Annotated in this window: 14 protein-coding genes; 9 read left to right on the top strand and 5 right to left on the bottom strand. The window is 45.8% G+C overall.

The annotated features are described in order from the left end of the window. The first annotated feature begins 70 nt into the window (after positions 1–70). Both K9N75_RS09580 and K9N75_RS09575 read left to right on the top strand, forming a co-directional pair. Complete coding sequence (locus tag K9N75_RS09580) at positions 71–295, top strand: DUF2594 family protein (RefSeq protein WP_004094789.1); 225 nt, start codon at positions 71–73, stop codon at positions 293–295. Between the two features lie 527 nt (positions 296–822). Further along, positions 823–1,899 (top strand): glycosyltransferase family 9 protein, encoded by a 1,077-nt coding sequence (locus tag K9N75_RS09575; protein WP_224452529.1) that lies wholly within the window; start codon positions 823–825, stop codon positions 1,897–1,899. Positions 1,900–2,285: 386 nt separating this feature from the next. Here K9N75_RS09575 and opgC read toward each other — a convergent pair whose 3' ends face one another. After that, positions 2,286–3,488 (bottom strand): OpgC domain-containing protein, encoded by a 1,203-nt coding sequence (gene opgC / locus K9N75_RS09570; RefSeq protein ID WP_224452528.1) that lies wholly within the window; start codon positions 3,486–3,488, stop codon positions 2,286–2,288. Positions 3,489–3,704: 216 nt separating this feature from the next. Here opgC and K9N75_RS09565 point away from each other — a divergent pair, with 216 nt between their 5' ends. Genes K9N75_RS09565 through K9N75_RS09535 form a run of 7 tightly spaced genes read left to right on the top strand, consistent with a single transcriptional unit; the run spans position 3,705 to position 15,191 of the window. Beyond that, positions 3,705–5,537 carry a glycosyltransferase gene (locus K9N75_RS09565; protein ID WP_224452527.1) on the top strand — a complete coding sequence of 611 codons (1,833 nt, stop codon included), beginning with the start codon at positions 3,705–3,707 and terminating at the stop codon, positions 5,535–5,537. Between the two features lies 1 nt (position 5,538). After that, positions 5,539–6,906: a DUF3131 domain-containing protein gene (locus K9N75_RS09560; protein ID WP_224452526.1), complete on the top strand. Its 1,368-nt coding sequence runs from the start codon at positions 5,539–5,541 to the stop codon at positions 6,904–6,906. A gap of 19 nt (positions 6,907–6,925) precedes the next feature. Further along, the gene (locus K9N75_RS09555) at positions 6,926–8,500 is read left to right on the top strand and encodes a DUF3131 domain-containing protein (RefSeq protein ID WP_130996048.1); all 1,575 of its coding nucleotides are present in this window, start codon (positions 6,926–6,928) and stop codon (positions 8,498–8,500) included. Continuing rightward, on the top strand, positions 8,485–9,852 hold the full coding sequence (locus tag K9N75_RS09550; protein WP_224452525.1) for a DUF3131 domain-containing protein: 1,368 nt from the start codon (positions 8,485–8,487) through the stop codon (positions 9,850–9,852). Before K9N75_RS09555 ends, K9N75_RS09550 begins: the two co-directional genes overlap by 16 nt. Then, entirely contained in the window at positions 9,842–10,291 is a 450-nt protein-coding gene (locus K9N75_RS09545; RefSeq protein ID WP_175319999.1) for a Globin, read from the top strand. Before K9N75_RS09550 ends, K9N75_RS09545 begins: the two co-directional genes overlap by 11 nt. After that, entirely contained in the window at positions 10,288–12,984 is a 2,697-nt protein-coding gene (locus tag K9N75_RS09540; protein ID WP_130996045.1) for a response regulator, read from the top strand. The genes K9N75_RS09545 and K9N75_RS09540 overlap by 4 nt, the downstream gene beginning before the upstream one ends. Beyond that, positions 12,981–15,191 carry a glycoside hydrolase family 2 protein gene (locus K9N75_RS09535; protein WP_130996044.1) on the top strand — a complete coding sequence of 737 codons (2,211 nt, stop codon included), beginning with the start codon at positions 12,981–12,983 and terminating at the stop codon, positions 15,189–15,191. The genes K9N75_RS09540 and K9N75_RS09535 overlap by 4 nt, the downstream gene beginning before the upstream one ends. A 34-nt stretch (positions 15,192–15,225) precedes the next feature. Here the strand turns inward: K9N75_RS09535 and K9N75_RS09530 are convergent, their stop codons facing one another. From K9N75_RS09530 to K9N75_RS09515, 4 genes are read right to left on the bottom strand one after another with little or no spacing between them, the layout of a single operon-like run. Then, positions 15,226–15,672: an ATP-binding protein gene (locus K9N75_RS09530; RefSeq protein ID WP_224452524.1), complete on the bottom strand. Its 447-nt coding sequence runs from the start codon at positions 15,670–15,672 to the stop codon at positions 15,226–15,228. A 25-nt stretch (positions 15,673–15,697) separates the two neighbouring features. Beyond that, positions 15,698–16,036 carry an STAS domain-containing protein gene (locus K9N75_RS09525; RefSeq protein ID WP_130996043.1) on the bottom strand — a complete coding sequence of 113 codons (339 nt, stop codon included), beginning with the start codon at positions 16,034–16,036 and terminating at the stop codon, positions 15,698–15,700. Positions 16,037–16,063: 27 nt separating this feature from the next. Further along, positions 16,064–17,296, bottom strand: a complete 1,233-nt coding sequence (locus K9N75_RS09520; RefSeq protein WP_224452523.1) for a PP2C family protein-serine/threonine phosphatase — start codon at positions 17,294–17,296, stop codon at positions 16,064–16,066. A gap of 12 nt (positions 17,297–17,308) precedes the next feature. Continuing rightward, entirely contained in the window at positions 17,309–18,196 is an 888-nt protein-coding gene (locus tag K9N75_RS09515; protein WP_130996042.1) for a hypothetical protein, read from the bottom strand. Position 18,197 lies beyond the last annotated feature (1 nt).

Genomic DNA, 18,197 nt, shown 5'->3' with positions numbered 1-18,197 from the left:
TCCGTATAGACATTTGTACGTGATTGATTTAGAAGCATCTCGGACAAAAACACACCACTAAAGGTAAAATATGAGCAACGTAGATTTCTCAACCGAATCCACTATCGAAACTCTGGCCAACGAAGTCGCGTGCTTAAAAGCCACTTTGACATTCATGCTGAAAGCTATGGGTCAAGCCGATGCGGGTAAAGTTATTATCAACATGGAAAAATTTGCGGCTCAACTCGAAGATGCCTCTCAGTCAGAGTCTTTCAAACATGCTATTTGCCAGATTAAGCACGCTTACCGTCAATAATCTGCTTTAGGTTTGGCTTGCGTTGATGTGCAAGCCAACTCTTATACTGCCCTACCTTAATCAAGCGTCCTTAGCCGCTTTGTTATGCACTGACATTGCGCAATTATATAAACTAGGCTTAGCTTGTGGGAGTAACACTCAACGTACGTTGTTCTCTCTATTCATTGCCGTTCAGCCCCTCCCAAAATTTCATACCAAAAACAAGTCACGCAGTATCAAGATGACAAGTAAATGAGTGTCGGTGCATCTCCCCGTGTATATGATTCGGATGAATGAGAGCAGCCCAAAGGATGCAGATTAAAATATGCCGATGATATATCTCAGTACATATAACAAAACACATAATTTTTATTTATGAGAAAATATAAATGCAAATGGGAAATGAATAGTTTAGCTATCTAATATAAGAGAAACGCACACGGGATGATATGCAGAACGATGGTATCAGCAGATATACTGAGTGACTTACCTATAAACCTGATAAACTAGCTAGCCTTTTAACTCTGCTGTCAGGTGTGGTTTTGCAAATGTCATTAACATCAATATTGAGGCATATTATATTTTATCGCTATGATTATGAGTCTATAGATATTGATAACTCTGCGATAGAGTTTGTTGTAATTCATATTCCAGATCAAATTGGGGATGCGATGGCCATTTATCCCATCATACGATCGCTGGAGTTACATCAAATAAAGCATTTGTTAATTGTATCATCTACGATAAATAAACCTGTATTTGAAGCCCTTCATTTGGGTCATACGAAATTGACAATAATAAGTATGACAATGCAGGATCATGCCAGTAAAGATGAAATACAAGAAGTGGCAAAAAACATAAAAGCGCAATATGGCACCCCAGATATCTGTATTGAGGCAATGCGCAAGAAAAACCGAAAGACAATGTTATTCATCAGCAAACTGAGGGCGAAGACTAATTTTCAGGTTGTGGGCTTAACGATGAAATGTTATTCCCCAATATGTAAAACCGCCTCAAGAATGGATCAGGAACTTCGTGCGCCAGTGACGATGACTTGGTCAACATTGATGAGAGACGCGGGATTTCCTGCCGTTAGACCAATGTTCGAATTTCCGCTTAATGAAGAGGTGTTAATTGAAGTACGTAATGAAACCCGTTCGTTAGAGGATTATATTGCAATTAATTTAGAGGGCAGTGTGCAAGAGCGCACTTTTTCACTCCCTATTGCCAAAAAACTAATATCGCTAATCAAAAATGAGACCGATATACCGATTGTCATCGTTCATGGACCTAAGGGTGTTGATAATGCGGTTAAATTAACTGAATCATTTGAGGGTGTTTATCATCTCTCTTTATCTCCCTCATTAATGCGTTCTGCTGCCGTGATCAAGGATGCGTTTCTAGCAATAACGCCAGACACATCCATATTACATATGGCTAGTGCATATAATACACCAACTATTGCTGTTTATGCCGATTATAAAACACGCTGGCCTGCCATGCAGGATATTTCAGAGACGATTGTAGTAGGTAAAGACATTGATCATATCAATCTGGATGAATTCAAAAAAACGCTGAGGAACATTGTATCAAGGATCAACAACCAGATTTCTTCAAGGCACTAACTTATATCTCAAATAATTCGGGTTGCGTTAATGTAGTAAGTGAGAAAATCCAATTAGCTGAGACTGCAATTTAAACTCAGCCAGCTTGTTATTTATAAGCATCTAAAACGGAACGCCTCTACCTGTCGGGTAGAGTAAATGCAGAGACAACCCTACGCGCTGGCTAATAAAAAGTCGTACGCAATCGATTGATTTGAAATTGTATCTAGCTATATAACCGACTCATAATGTCCATATCAAGTCTGCATTTGAACCTTCTTTTAGAAAATCTACTTGCCTTATCCCCTTCGGCGAAGCAGCGATTTTTACCGTTCTGGCCAACTGCTGACCTCTTTGCTGAAACCCTGGTCGAATACATGCACAGGGCAAAATAGAAAAACTGGGCATTAGTTCGGTATTATCTTTTTTAGTACCCCATATCGCGCCATTAGCCATAAAAATGACAGACACAACGCATGGATCACAGTGTTCAATACCCAATTCCTCGCCCATAAATCAAATGTCACAAACTGACTCACTGCTAAAACGGCATACACATGCAGGATAAAGACATACAGAGAGTTCTGTCCCAACTGAATAAAAAACCAACCTGCCAATTTATTAATAGGCCCCCAGAAATAGGTCAAAACAAGGTAAACGGAGACAATCAAGCAGGCATCATTCAAAATTCTCAGTGGACCCAGCTCATTTTTTCCAGCAAAGTTATGATAAAGCCAGTCAAAATTTTTGGCGGGGATCATATGCAGCATTAGGACGCGTGGCATAAATGGATTCGTATGGTTTTGGGCGATAAACATCATAGCAACAGCAATCAACACCATACAAAACATAATCCCCCTTCCGACTTGTGTTCTGGCTAGAGAAAGCAGCTCATCTTTGTACCATCCACAACACATTCCTAGCACATAGATAAATTGCCAAGCCATTAGTGGAAACGCAAAGTCGAACTCAGCTGAGAGCAGGTGCTCTCGAGTGATTTGAAAATAGCCGTAGGCCATTAGTGAAATACTAAGCAAAATCACAACTCGCTGAGAATATAACATCCACAGAAAAATGGGGCTCAGTAACAACAGATAAAAATACAACCCGAGTATTTGTGACTGATGAGGGCCAATCTGTAAAAAGATAATTTCATTGTACCATGCTTCTTTTACCTGCTCGCTCACAGGGTACATTGCGTATGCTTCTCCAGAATAGCGATCGGTGAAATGCGTTAATTCGAAGGTATCAATAAAAGTGAAATGCCTAAAAATAAGAATAGTGAGGATAATAACTATATTCACCATATATAATGTCGCAGCCCGTCTGATCAGAGAGTACGACACACTTAACAACGACTCAGCGTATAATTGTCGGCGTTTAAGGAAACCCAGCATAAACCCAGATAGAATAACAAATCCTTCCGCCCCAGTAGTAAGACCAAACCGTTCCCAAGTGATCACATTAAAGGCAGACAAAATCTCTACATGGGCGACAACCATCATCACAAGAGCTATGCCACGGAGCATATCAATACGTAAATCACGCTTCCCTTCTGATACATAATGTAAGCCCGACATAGGACGTAAGATGGTATCATGTGCATTCATGAGAAGACCCTGTTTTGATTCCGATTCTCAGTCAGAGGGATGACTATCGGATTATTGCATCAGAAAAATAATCCTAAAAATAACTATTCGCGTTTTTCTTTTCCTCTACAGCATTTTGAAAAAACGTTCTATTTTATAATTAACGTTCCTTCCTTGCATATCCTTTACCCTTGTCTAGACTCTATTTTTATAGCATGAGTATAATATGGATATGACATGGCAAATTTTTATTTTTCATGTTTTGAAAACAGAACGCCACCTCCTCCCATGAAGAACAATGCGGCCATCGAGTTTACTTGGCAGGTGTTATCTGTCGTGGCCATCGTTGTCGGTATAAATTACATTCGATGGCGCTGGATGGAATCATTAAATTATGATGCTCTGTGGTATGCAGTTCCCCTTGTTATGGCCGAAACATTGGCTTTTATAGGCACAATCCTCTTTACGATTAATCTCTGGCAGGTCAGGGACATTGAGAAAAAATCAGCACCAAGCTGCATTTCTCAATGTCTTGAGCCAGAACTGAATAGCGTTCAGCGACCGATCAAAGTGGATTTATTTATTGCCACCTACTCTGAAGATACCGAGTTAGTCAGATTATCGATTCAGGACGCCAAACGTGTCACCTACCCTTTCCCGATCGAGTATAAAATCCACGTGCTTGATGACGGTAAACGCCCAGAGATGCGCAGGGTAACAGAGCAGGAAGGCGTCAATTATTTGAGCCGAGAAACCAATATTGGTTTTAAGGCCGGTAATTTGCGCAATGGTATGGAGCACACCGACGGCGATTTTATTGTCATTTGCGATGCAGACACTCGCGTTTTCTCTTCCATCTTAACCAATGCTCTGGGTTATTTCCGCGATCCGGCCGTCGCCTGGGTTCAGACACCCCAGTGGTTTTACGATCTTCCCGCAGGAAAGCGCCTGCCCACCGTACTGCGGAAAAAATTTGGCCGACTGGGCCAAACATTTGGCTGGTTAGTGGAAAAAATGGTGGGGCCACTCACCGTCGGCAGCGACCCTTTTTTTAACGATCCTCAGATGTTTTACGACGTCATACTGCGGCGCAGAAACTGGGCGAACGCCGCGTTTTGTTGTGGAGCTGCATCGATCCATCGGCGAGAAGCCATCATGCAGAGCGCATTGCGGCATTACGCCCATACGGTGGAATCAGAAATTACACGTTTTACCCAGCAAGTCCCAGACAGCACCCTGCGGGAAGAATTACGTCAAGCAATGAAAATGCATGTTGCATATGATACAGAATTGACTCCGTATAAATTCCATGTCTCTGAAGATATCTATACTTCTATTCTACTACACGGCGATCGTGAGCATCGCTGGCGTTCGGTAATGCATCCTGATGTTGAATCAAAAATGTTATCGCCGCAGGATCTATTAACCTGGATGATCCAGCGTTTTAAATATGCGGCGGGCTCGCTCGATATTCTGTTGCACGACACGGTATTCCGTAACCGAAACATTAAACTAAGCATTCCACAGAAGCTGATGTACGGCACCACTTTTTGGTCGTATCTCGCCTGTCTGTGGAATACTGTTTTTTTGATATCGCCCCTGATTTATCTTTTTACCGGCATACCTCCGGTGTCAGCTTACTCCACCCCCTTTTATCTTCACTTTATGCCGTTCTTTCTGTTCTCAGAGTTGGCTTTTATGTTCGGCACCTGGGGGATTTCGGCATGGGATGGGAAATCGTCGTATCTTTCACTGTTCTCTATGAATCTTCGTGCGCTGGATACGGTTCTACGCGGCGAAAAAATCAAATTCCATGTCACGCCTAAAGAACGTCAGCAGGGTAATTTCCTGACGTTGGTAAAACCTCAGTTGTGCATTATCACTCTGACGCTGATGGGCCTAATATGGGGCGGACTACAACTCTATCTTGGCAACGTTACAGACCCCTCCGGCTATATCATTAACATTTTCTGGGGTGGTGTGAACATTGTCGCCATGCTGCCCATGATCTTAGCTGCGTTATGGCGTCCGGAAGAGAATGAATCATCCCCTGAGCAAGGGGAGGCTTAAGATGTCATGGAAATTGAACCTGTTGCGGGCACGCAGCTATGTTGCCGTAATAATTGGCTTTTTGATTGCTTCTGGAGTGGTTTTATATGTTGAAACACATATGCCACAAACTAAGCCTGTACAGAATGAGTTAACGCTAAGCCATGATTTCCCTGACCTGCCTGAACCTAGGGCGTTAACTCTGAATGAGGCCATCTGGGCGCGTATTGCCTGGCAGTATTTTGTTAATAACGTGCAGCCTACTGGGTTGGTCAACAGCATTGATAACCAACCTTACTCCACGATGTGGGATACAGGTAATTACCTGATTGCGATAATCAGCGCTGAACGACTCGGTATTATTTCACATAATGAGTTAAACGACAGGATACGTTCCGTGCTGGCTGCACTTTCCTCGCTACCGCTTACGAATGGAAAGCTACCCGCCGTTTATTATGATGCCCAAAAGCTAATTCGACTCCACAGCTTGGATCAAAACGAGAGTCAACCAGACTGGTCCGCTGTCGATATCAGCCGGCTGCTGATGTCTCTGAACATCAGCGCATGGCTTTACCCAGAACATGCCCCTGCCATCAAACAACTCACACGGCGCTGGCACTTTGATGCTCTTTTCGTCCAGCGGGAACCGGAAAAAAGCCTGAGCTTCCGTGAGCCAAAAACTTGGCAGCTAATCTCACAGGATAATCGCCAAAGCTACGGTTACCAGCTCTATGCACTTAACAGCCTGCGCAGAACCAATATTCTGGCGGGATTGGTACTCAGCACCTCTTTCCCTTCGCAGCATGTGCTCAACATCGACGGCGTCAGTATTCCTTATGACGGTATGGTGAATATTGGCAAGCTCGACCATCCGGTCGTCTCAAACTTACCTTTCCTGCTCACGGGATTAGAGGTGGGCTTTGATATTAATTCAGCGGAAATGAGCTGGCGGATCATGAAAGTGCAAGAAAGCCGTTATAAAAGTACCGGCGATCTTGCCTATATGGGAACCGATTACGAAGAACGCGCTCCACAGTTTGAAAATGTGACGATTACTCCTCGCCATCCTGCCGTAGTTGATAATGCTCTCGGAGAAGTGAATGACGCCGCGCTGCAACTTTCTACTCGCTCCGTTTTTGGCTGGTATGCACTATTTCGCACACCATGGAGCACGATGATGCGGCAACGGTCAATTGCGCTTTTTGAGCCAGGCCGGGGCTGGTACGACGGTATCGTCTCGGGCACCCAGCAGCGCAGCAATGTCATCAGTGCAACCACTAACGCCGCCGTTTTAGAAAGCCTTGTTTATCTCTCGCAAGGTCCTCTGTTTTGCCAAAACTGTATGCCGGCATCCTCTTCTTCAACGCCCACTGACGGCCAGAAGCCATAATATGTAATAAGGAGCTACTATGCACATCTATTTTTTAGTCAGGCCGTTTAGCGCGTGGCTCATCGCGATCAAACGGCTCCTGCTGGGGAGTTTGCTACTGATGGCGCTTCCGGCAGCGATGGGCGATACCCAGCTTCCTGCTGCGGGGTATCCACAGCGTCACGGAGAACTGACCGCCCGTGAACAGAGTATCGCGAACAAAGCATGGTCCTATTTCGTGACCAATTACCAGCCGACCACTGGGCTGGTGAACGCCGTAAATAATTATCCTTCCACAACTATGTGGGACAGTGCCTCTTATCTGGCTGCGCTCACCGCGGCCCGCGAGCTCGGTATAATTAACAAAGAGACGTTTGATCAGCGCTTGATTAAGTTCCTTGGAACCCTCAACACGCTTCCGCTTTTCCAGAATCAAATTCCTAACAAGGCCTATAACACGATCAATGCCCAAAAGGTGGACTACCTGAACAAGCCTGGCGAGATTGGCTTTTCAGCTATCGACATCGGCAGAATGCTGTTATGGCTGAAAATTATTAAAGAACGTTACCCCGAATATGCGAATGATATCGACAACGTCGTGCTTCGCTGGGACTTCAGCCACGTAGTGGATGATTGTGGAACATTGTATGGCGCAGTTCTTGATGCCAATAAGCAACCGATGTACGTTCAGGAAGGACGACTAGGCTATGAAGAATATGCGGCCAGCGGTTTCCAGCTTTGGGGCTTCTCTACGTGTCAGGCTTCGCGTCCAGAGCCTTATCAACTTGCCGATATTTACTGCGTACTGGTTCCTTATGACTCTCGCGATCCTCGTACCAGCAGCCAGCATAACTATGTTGCCTCTGAGCCTTACGTACTACATGGACTGGAGATGGGGTGGGACACCAGCGACGATCGTTCTACGGATGCCAGTAAGCATAGCCATCCTTGGATGCAGGATTTCGCTAATAGGGTGTATCAAGTACAGGAAAACCGCTATCAGATCACCGGCAAGCTGACGGCGCGCTCAGAGCATCAGCTCGATAAAGCCCCTTACTTTGTGTATGACACGGTCTACTCCGATGGCTTTGACTGGAACACCATTACCGATAAAGGCGAGTTTGTACCTGATATGGCTGCTATTTCGCTAAAAGCCGCGCTGGGTATGTGGAGTCTATGGCAGTCGCCCTATACCGATCGGTTGTTTGACGCCATTGAAAATGCGAATGAAAAAGACAAAGGCTATTACGAAGGTCTTTACGAAAATGGTAGTGGTCCTATTCATGAATTCACCGCCAACAATAATGGGATCATGCTGGAAGCTCTACTGTTCAAAAAAGAGGGACGTCTTCTTAAATTCAACACCAACAACCAGGCAGATGCTAAATATGCACCGTCTCTGTGGGATAAGACTTTAGTGAATGTGTTTGATGACAAGAATTCGCCGTTCAACCGTCCCTTTATTCAGCCTGATATGAATCTGAAAACATGGTGTCAGCAAACTGGCATCGCCTTACGTAATGCACCGTCATGCAAGGCCTGCAAATGTCCGCAGTGTGACATTAACGCACCTGTGAAACTGCCTCCGGTGGCAACATCATGCTTAAAACAATAACGCTTATTCTCTCTGTTGCATTCGCGATTACGGTTACCGTGCTGATGAGCCTACTGGCGCGTTCCGAGGCGCCTATGCTATTCACAGGAAAAGCACTTTCCAGCGAGCAACTTCTGTGGGCAAAGACTGCGTGGCGTTATGTACAGAACAATACTCAGCCAGATTCAGGGTTAGTCAATGGTAAAGACCGGTATCCCGTCACTTCGCTCTGGAATATCGGGGATACACTCATTGCCCTTACCGCGGCAAGAAACCTTAATATCATCAGTCAGATTGAATTTGATTCGCGATTATCTGCGCTACTGACGACCCTTGCCAATCTCCCACTGACGCCCGCCGGAACACCTGCGTCATTCTATAACACCGTAGATGGCTCTCTGAACACCCAGCATCCTGCCGCTACCCAAGCACAGGATCTCGCTCGCCTGCTGGTTGGTATGCGAATGGTCATCGGCTATTTTCCTGAATACCGCACGTTTGTCGAACGTTCTATTATGCGCTGGGACTTTTGCTCTGTCGTCAACCAAGAAGGATTGCCCTTCGACGGACAACAGCTAAATAATCAATGGGATACGCAGGTTATCGACGATACTGAATATTCCGATTATAGCCGCGCAGCATTCGCTCTATGGGGATTTTCCCCCTCCCAACAGGCGTTGTCCTTTAAAACAGCGATCCTGTTTGGGTTACCGATTGACTATACGACACGCGATCCACGTCTGAGCGAAACGCCTGCTGACGTTGAAAGCACGCCGTATATACTGACCGGAATAGAACTCGGATGGACGATGCCGGAGGGGGCGACATCCACCAATACACGCATGGAAAACCGTGCAAAGCTGGTGTATCAGGTACAGGAAATTCGCTGGCAAAAAGACAAAATCCTAACTGCGCGCTCTCAGTATTCCCGCTCAACCGCTCCGTGGGAAGTCTATGACAGTATTTTTTCTAATGGTTACCCTTGGAATACGCTCGCCGATAACAATCGTTATATGCCAGAACTGGCGCTTCTTTCGACTCGCGCGATTTTCGGCCTGTGGGCACTGTGGGATACGCCGTTTACCAACGCCTTGATGCAGCTTGGAAGCCTGCATCGTGATATTGAGCATGGATGGTTTGAAGGCCGATACGAAATTAGCGGTGGCTACAACCACACCTACACTCTAACGACAAATACTCTGGTTCTGGAGGCGCTGCTCTTTAAGAGCACCGGCGCCCCACTCATCAAACCGGTGCGTCACGGAGGCTATCTTGATACCCGGATGAAGGACATTTTTAACTGGCCGCGCCACTGTCTGCCGGCAGAGAGACATCCGCCGGCTATTAAGCAAGGGGGATTAAATGGGGATTAATTACGAAGAGTTATTCAATAACAGTTATGCCCGAATTTTGCCCAACGATAAAGGAGATCGCTTTTTTACCCATTTCTATACATTATTTACCAAAAGCTCTGATGATGAGAAATCTCCGCTTTCCGTAGCCCAACGCCTAGACAAACAAAAAATCATCTACAAAACCTTTTTCTATATGCTTTCCGTCGCCAATACACATATTGTCGCCGACTATCTGGTGCAAATAACACGGGAAAGCAATCCGCAAAATATCAACTTACCCCCTTCCGCCTATGCACTATGGCGCAGGGCGGTACTGCAAACCGTTAGGGATCTCGACCCAAAATGTGATGAAGAAATAATAACCGCATGGGCGATTATCTTAGCGCCCGGTCTTGAGTTTATGCGCCGGCAGGCTGAGCTTTTCCATAAACCTCCCACTCAGGAGGGGTCCGCATGATAAGCCATAAGCAACTGCATGCCGCGCTAAACGCGCCAAATGTCGCAGTGGCCATTTATGATGAGCAGGAAAAATTACAATACTGGAACAAACGTATTATTGAGTACTACCCTGCTCTGGCAGATTGGCTGCATCAGGGGGTTCAGCTCACCGACGTCCTCCGTATGTCGCTAGATATCGCTTACCCGACTAGACATGCCGAAAGTAAAAAAAGAATGATGACCTCGATGCTGGCTAACTATCGACGGAATAATCATTATGAAGTCAGACGAGTGACCAAACGCACACTTTATATTCAATATCAGCGGACGCCCGAAGGCGGTATTATCAGTACACATACCGATATCAGTCGGTATGCCGATGTCATCAAAAATATACACCATCTGCATAGCGATTTTATTCTGGCAGCAGAAACCTCACATATTGGCATCTGGGATTGGGAATATCTCACAGATGAGTTACAAGTGAATGAGGCATTGCTATTACTCTTGGGTATTCAACGTGAAGCACCGGTTCTGACGAGTGATTTATGGACTAAAGCCTTCCATCCGGAAGACCTTACCCACTTTCATCAGAGTATTCATCGCGCAATGCGGGCAGTACTGCCTATTTTTACCTGCGAAATGCGTGTACTACGCGCCGATGAGACCTATGGGTGGGTGCTAATTCAAGGGCAAATCGTGAGCCTGAGCTTGCAGGGGTCTGCGCAAAAAGTCATTGGTACTTTGCAGGATATTACCGAGCAAAAAAATGCCGAAGCCGCTTCCCGGCAGGCAGTTGAAGCAGCAAAAGCGGCAAATCAAGCTAAAAGTGAATTTCTGGCCAATATGAGCCATGAAATTCGGACTCCAATGAACGGTATTCTAGGAATGACTCAACTTTGCCTAGAAACTGACCTGACTCCCGACCAGCGTGACTATATTAATATGGCGCACAGTTCAGCCAGCGCCTTACTGAATATCATTAATGAGATTTTGGATTTTTCTAAAATTGAAGCTGGGAAACTCACCTTAAACACTGAGGATTTCGCCATTCGCCCACTCATTCAGGAAATTACCCGGCCATTAATGCCGAAATTCTCTGAGAAAAACATTGAGTTGTTGGTGGATATTCATCCTGATGTGGCCATTGAGATTCATGGTGATCCATTAAGGTTACGGCAGGTTCTGACCAATCTGATCGGAAATGCACTGAAATTCACCCCTCACGGCGAAGTCGTATTACGTATTTTCCCAGTACCTGAAACCCCCTCCAGACTTAAATTTAGCATTCAGGATAGTGGCATCGGCATACCTGTAGATAAACAAAAAGTTATTTTCGAATCGTTCAGTCAGGCTGATAATTCGACGACCCGAAAGTACGGTGGTACCGGATTGGGTTTAACCATCTCCTCCAGATTGGTGGAGAAAATGGGCGGTGAGTTACACTTAACAAGTCAGGTTGGCCAAGGGAGTTGCTTTTCCTTTTCTCTACCCGTTTTACCTGGTGTTCACAAGAAACTATTGTCCTGGCCTCCAACACTTTCGGGCATTGATATCTTAGTCGTGGATGATAATGACACCAATCTGCGACTGCTCTCGGAACTATTGCGGAACATGGGGCTTAAACCCATCACCGCAAATTCGGGAAAAGAAGCCTTGGATATCATGAATACCAGACCTCTGTTCCCGCTGGTGCTACTGGATGCGCAAATGCCGGAAATGGATGGTATGGCACTGGCGCTGGAAATTATGTCCACTCCGGCTCTGCGACAAAGCAAGTTAATCATGCTCAGCTCAACGGGAAACCGCATCGACAAAGATGTGCTTAAAAAAGTGGGCGTGTCTTTCTTCCTCACAAAACCAATTGATGCAAAAGAACTCTTTGAAACCATGGTGCAGGCGGTTTCGCCAATGTCTCAGACGCCGAGTGTCAAAGACAGCGCTCGCCCTCTCCCAACCACATCTGTTTTAACATCACCGCAATACCATATTTTAATCGCTGAGGATAACTTGGTAAATCAGAAGCTGGCGCTTAACTTCGTAGGTAAATTAGGACACAGCGCCGACCTTGCCGGTAATGGTCTGGAGGTAATTGAAAAGCTAGGAAACTCACGCTACGACGTTATTCTAATGGACTTACAGATGCCTGAAATGGACGGCGTCGAAACGGTCGCGACCATTCGGCAGGCAGAAGAGCGACTACCTGCAGGCGCAGAGCGACAGCCTATTATTGCAATGACGGCTCACGCGATGAAAGGAGATAGAGAACGCTGTCTTCAACACGGTTTTGATGGCTATATTTCTAAACCGATTCGTCTGGAGCTATTACACAAAGAGCTCGATATGGTCATGACCGCAGAAGCGCCCGCACTTCCTGCATTCGACTTGCAGGCGGCGCTCGCCCAGTTAAACAACGACCGACATCTGTTTAACGAGCTAGCGGTGATGTTTATTGATGAGTTACCCCACCTGCTGGCAGAAATTAATACAGCAATTAACGGGCGGTCCTTCGGTAATATTCGACAAAGTGCACATCGTTTTAAAGGCGAAACATTGCATTTTGTCTGCAAACCTCTGGAAAACTGCCTGAGGGCCATTGAGATGGCGGCCATCGAACTCGCTATCGATACGATTACTCGCGAACACCTGCAACTCGAATCATTATGCCATCAACTGCGTGTTGAGCTGCTTGCGGTGGTGGAGGAAAAATGAAACGTGGAACATTATGTGTCACCTTACTGCTTTTGGGTTGTACAACGCACACAGCCCAGTTCACATCACAGGACACTCGCTCTCTTGATGGTCAGTGGCAATATCATGATGCGAACCCGCCCTTTGACGACGTTACGCAGGTGACGGTCCCGTCTCAGCAGTGGAAAACCATTACCGTGCCAGCAAACTGGTACAGCGCAGGTGTCGCTCATCAAGGTGCGCTTTGGTATTCCACTCACTTTACGTCCCCAGAATTGGGTGTCGACCAGATGGCTACACTCATTTTTAACGCCGTCGATTATCAGGCTGATGTCTGGATTAACAAACAGTTTATCGGTCAGCATATAGGATATTTCCAGCGTTTTCAGTTCGATATCACCGATACATTGCAACAACAAAACGATCTGCTGGTTAAAGTAAATAGTCCTTTTGAAACCCCAGGTAGCATCTGGCCATTGCATAAGCAAGCTATTAAAGGGGTATTATCTCAGCACGATACCCGTCCTGGAGGCGCTTGGTCAGCACAGGCTCAAGATGCAAATTCAGGAGGTATCTGGCAACCCGTAACGCTTCACCTTAGCCGAGGTGCAGTTATTGATAATATCACCGCCATACCAGACTGGCGTAACGGACTTGATAACCCCGTACTCAATGTTCGCCTCGATTATCGTGTGAATCGCCCGCGCGAGGCATTGCTCTCGTTACGTCTAGTGCCGCTTAATTTTACGGGTAAGCATTATGAATACACTCAGCATATCAACCTGCTTGGTTCTAGACAAAACTCCATGCCACTTTCTGTTTCTATCCCGATGCCTCACGCCAGACTTTGGTGGCCTTACGCCTATGGAGCGCAAAATCTCTATCGTATAGAAGCGACATTCTCTGATGCCGAGGGAATTATGGACCATAAGCAGAGCCAGACAGGACTGAGAGAAATTCGCTGGGCTTCAGGGAACCATGCATGGATGCTTAATGGGCATCGTCTGTTTATTAGGGGAACCAATTATATCGGTTCCCCTTGGTTGGGCACGATGACCCGATCTCTCTATCGTCGGGATCTGCAATTGATGCGCGATGCCAACATTAACGCGGTGAGGGTACATGCTCATGTAGCAAGTCAGGCATTTTACGATCAGGCGGACGAATCCGGTATGCTGGTATGGCAAGATATGCCGTTGCAATGGGGGTATGACAACAGCGCCGCCTTTGCATATGAGGCTTCGCGTCAGGCTAAAGATTTACTGCAGCAATGGGGAAATCATCCGTCAGTGATTGTTTGGGCGGGGCAAAACGAACCTCCGTTTGACTCCCCTTGGATGAAACAGCGCTTTTCCGACTGGACACCAGACCTAAACCGACCATTAGCCGAAAGTGTCGCCACCACACTGAGTGAGGATCCGAGCCGGATAATCCATCGCTGGTCATCAGTGAACGAACACTACTGGCAAGGATGGTATTTTGGCGTACCGACCGATTTTCTCAAAGCGGCTCAAAGCAGCATTATCAGTGAGTTTGGCGCCCAAGCACTACCCAGGATTGAGACATTACGTACAATTATTCCGGCGGACAAAATGTGGCCTGCCACATCTGCGCCAGACGACCCTGGTTGGGATGTGTGGAAATACCATGATTTCCAGCCAGAAGAGGCTTTTGGGATAGCCAAATTATCGAGAGGGCGTACGCCAGAGGAATTTATTGCTAACACGCAAAATTATCAGGCAGATGTGATTCAGTTGGCGGCAGAAAGCTATCGCCGACAACGTTATCAACCGGTTGCGGCGCTTTTTCAGTTTATGTTTAGCGAAACCTGGCCATCAATTAACTGGGCCGTCGTCGATTACCGACGCATCCCCAAGAAAGGATATTTTGCCTTACAGAAAGCCTACCAGCCAGTGCTCCCGTCCATTGAACCTATTACTCTCACCTGGTATCCAGGAGAAAGTGGCAAAATCGGACTGTGGGCGATTAATGATCGATGGCTGAACTATCGTGGTGCCAGACTGAGTTGGGTCGTGTTACAAGGGGGACATGAATTAGCGCGAGGGAGCTTGGGGTTGGATCTCCCTGCGGACAGCGGCCATAAAGTTACGGAACTGTCGATTGTACCGCATACAGGAGCCCCCCTACTCCTCGTGACTGAACTCAAAGACAATGCCGGTTATACATTAGGAGAGAACAGCCGTTATTTTTCAGTAACGCTTAAATAAACCGGCAGGCGTTTTCTGCAAGGGCACTATGCGCTTACACATGTTTAATCAGGATAAGCTCATTGCGCCCTTCATGAGAACGATATCTTACACAGTCCATCATGGCAAAAATCAGCTTCAGGCCAATTCCATTCTCCGACCAAGTCGCCTGCTGATGTTGATCAGGTGCTGTGAAAGATTTTGAACCTCTTTCTAGATCATGCAACATTGCTTGAGGTATCGGTTTTCCAAAATCAGAAAGAACGATCTCTATGCCGCTTTCTGTGTAAGATAATGTAACTCCAACATACTGGTCAGGATCATGGTTTACACCATGTCTGACAATATTGCTGAATGCTTCGCAGGCGGCTAACTCGATTTGATACACCACGGCAGGATCAAATTCAAATTGAGTGATAAATTGCTGTATGTTGCCACTCAGAACGCCAAGATTCTCAAGTGATGTGGGTAAGCGAAATACCGTGTTGACTTTTTCCATCATTATCCACCGAAAAAGCGCTGTGATATCAGCGCATCAACATCTGCAAGGCATCCTGACGATTATCTTGAATAGAAAAAATACGATCCATTCGGGTAAGTTGAAAGAGGTTATGTATATTGCTGTTGAGTGAACACAACACCAACTCCCCCTTGCCGTTTAAACTCTTGAGTATTGATACCAATGCGCCAAGACAGCTACTATCAATAAAATCGACGTGGCTGAAATCCAGCAATACATTTTTATTGTTCTGCCCGATAACCTCAAGCACTTGCTGTTTGAAGGTCAGTGCAACCGAAGCATCCAGTCTGCGAATCAAGGGAACAACAATCTCTACGCCATTTTCACTGTGCATTTCAAAGTTCATGATCGTCCTCAGTATTTATTCCAGAAATTACGCAATACGTTCTATCGCCACTAATGAAATATCATCATTAAAAAACCGTGAAAATTCTGTGCGCGCCTGAACATTAGGCTGACACCAGTGGATAAGAGTATCTTCAACTATTTGAAACAGTTCATCTTTATCTTTATCACGCAAATCGATCATCATTTTTTGTAACCTTGCCTCACCATATAACTCTCCATCCTGATTCTCACATTCGCTAATCCCATCACTGTATAAATAGAGACGGTCACCTGACTCAAGTGAGAAATCACAACACTGGTATTCTGAATCTTGAAAGAGCCCCACGGGTATCCCTCCTCCACCGACAGAAACAAGCTCCCCGTGTTGACGAATAATAAAAGGGGTTGGATGTCCTGCTTGGCAAAGCGATCCTTTCCCCGTTCGGGTATCAATCAGCCCGTAAATGAGCGTGAAATAGCTGGTAATATCCTCATTATCCAGACAGAACCGCTGATTTAACGCGGCGACAACCTCATGCGGCGGTACAATTTGCCCTTCAACAATTAATAATCGTTCATTAATCCGCCCAGAAAGAAACTCTCGGGACACGGCCAATGACAGCATCGCTGCACTCACCCCATGGCCAGCGACATCAATGCTATAAAATGCGATGTGATGCTTATCAAGCATAAAATAATTCAATAAATCACCGGATACATAGGCCGAAGGCAAAAATATCCAGTCAGCTTGGTACCCCTCAGAATTCAGTGTAGTTGCTGGTAGCACACTACGCTGTAGGCGAGCTGCCGCTTGCAGGTCTTGTTCGATTTGTTGATACGCAGTGCTCAAACGCTGGTTTCTCACCTCAAGCTTATTTTCCAACATCAAGATACGCTCTGCGACATGTAATCTGGCGCGAAGCTGGCTTTGATGAATCGGCTTTGATAAAAAATCATCCGCACCGGACTCCAGTCCTAACACTAAATCATCTGTGGCTTGCCGGGCCGTGACCAAAATAATATAAATGTAGTGACCGTAGTCGTGCTGTCGAACTTGTCGACATAATTCTCCACCGTCTATTTCCGGCATTTCCCAATCGCTTATCACCACATTGATATTGTTTTCATTCAAGATCGTCAGTGCATGCAGGCCATCCTGAGCTTGTAAAACATGGTATCCCCACTGGCTGAGGATATTCGACAATAAATGCCGATAACTTTTCGAGTCATCGACAATCAAAAGCGTTAATTCGTTTTTTTGTTCCGTACAGTCAGTCACAGTTTATTCATCCTAGAAAGGGAGTGTCCAACTCACATTGATTGTCCCACGCCGAAAATTAGCATCGGGACTGCCTCGCCAAGGGTAACGAGTCCCCGTATAGTTATCATAGTGCACCGACAGCGCCCCAGGAAGGTAACTGGAGACATAACCGAAACTGTAGGTATAGTCATAATCCCAAGGCTGTTGCTGCTGACTATCGGGATAATAAAAGGCGGAGACCCGTAAAAAATAATGTTGCGATAAGGTATAACCACAGCTTGCCAGAAAACTATTTTTCCCTCTCTGAACTGAGTTATCAGAAAGAGAATAAAAACGCGGAACATAGCTATAACCAAGCTGGCATATCAGTGCATCCTCTTTATTAATAAGAAGATGTTCTTCAACAGCCTGAGGTAATGCGAACTTATAGGCAAATGTCCATGTCCCTTGCTCAAATCGAGTACGTTGTGCATCTTTCGCAGGATAAAAATAGTTGTTGTCACTATAATTTCCGTACACAAGGCTAAACGTGTCGGGATGCCAATCGTCGTAACCAAAGCTATAAACAAAGTTGGTACTGTATTTACTCACTTCTTGGATAGGTGCTCGGGCAGTAATGTTGGCAAAAAAGTAACTCAGCGGCGAGTACTGCATACTCAATAAAGCACGCTGATTATATCTGTCATGTATCTCATAGCTGTTCTCGCCAGTAGGAACCTTAACAAGCTCTTGATCCAGAGTCGTACTGTAGGTTAATGCCGTCGAAAATGATGACTCACTTCCCGAAAACAAACGCGCCCACGGACTCGTGAAAACCCTCACTGCAGGTTTATTTGGCGTGATATTTTCAGTAGCCCATGCGGGACTCCCAATCTGAAAAATACCAATAATAAAACAACTCCTTAATAGGGTTTTCATT

The organism is Hafnia paralvei, from assembly GCF_020150375.1.
In the GTDB taxonomy this organism is placed as follows: domain Bacteria; phylum Pseudomonadota; class Gammaproteobacteria; order Enterobacterales; family Enterobacteriaceae; genus Hafnia; species Hafnia paralvei.
The sequence above is the reverse complement of the archived record's forward strand: the minus strand, read 5'-3'. Positions and strand labels throughout refer to the sequence as shown.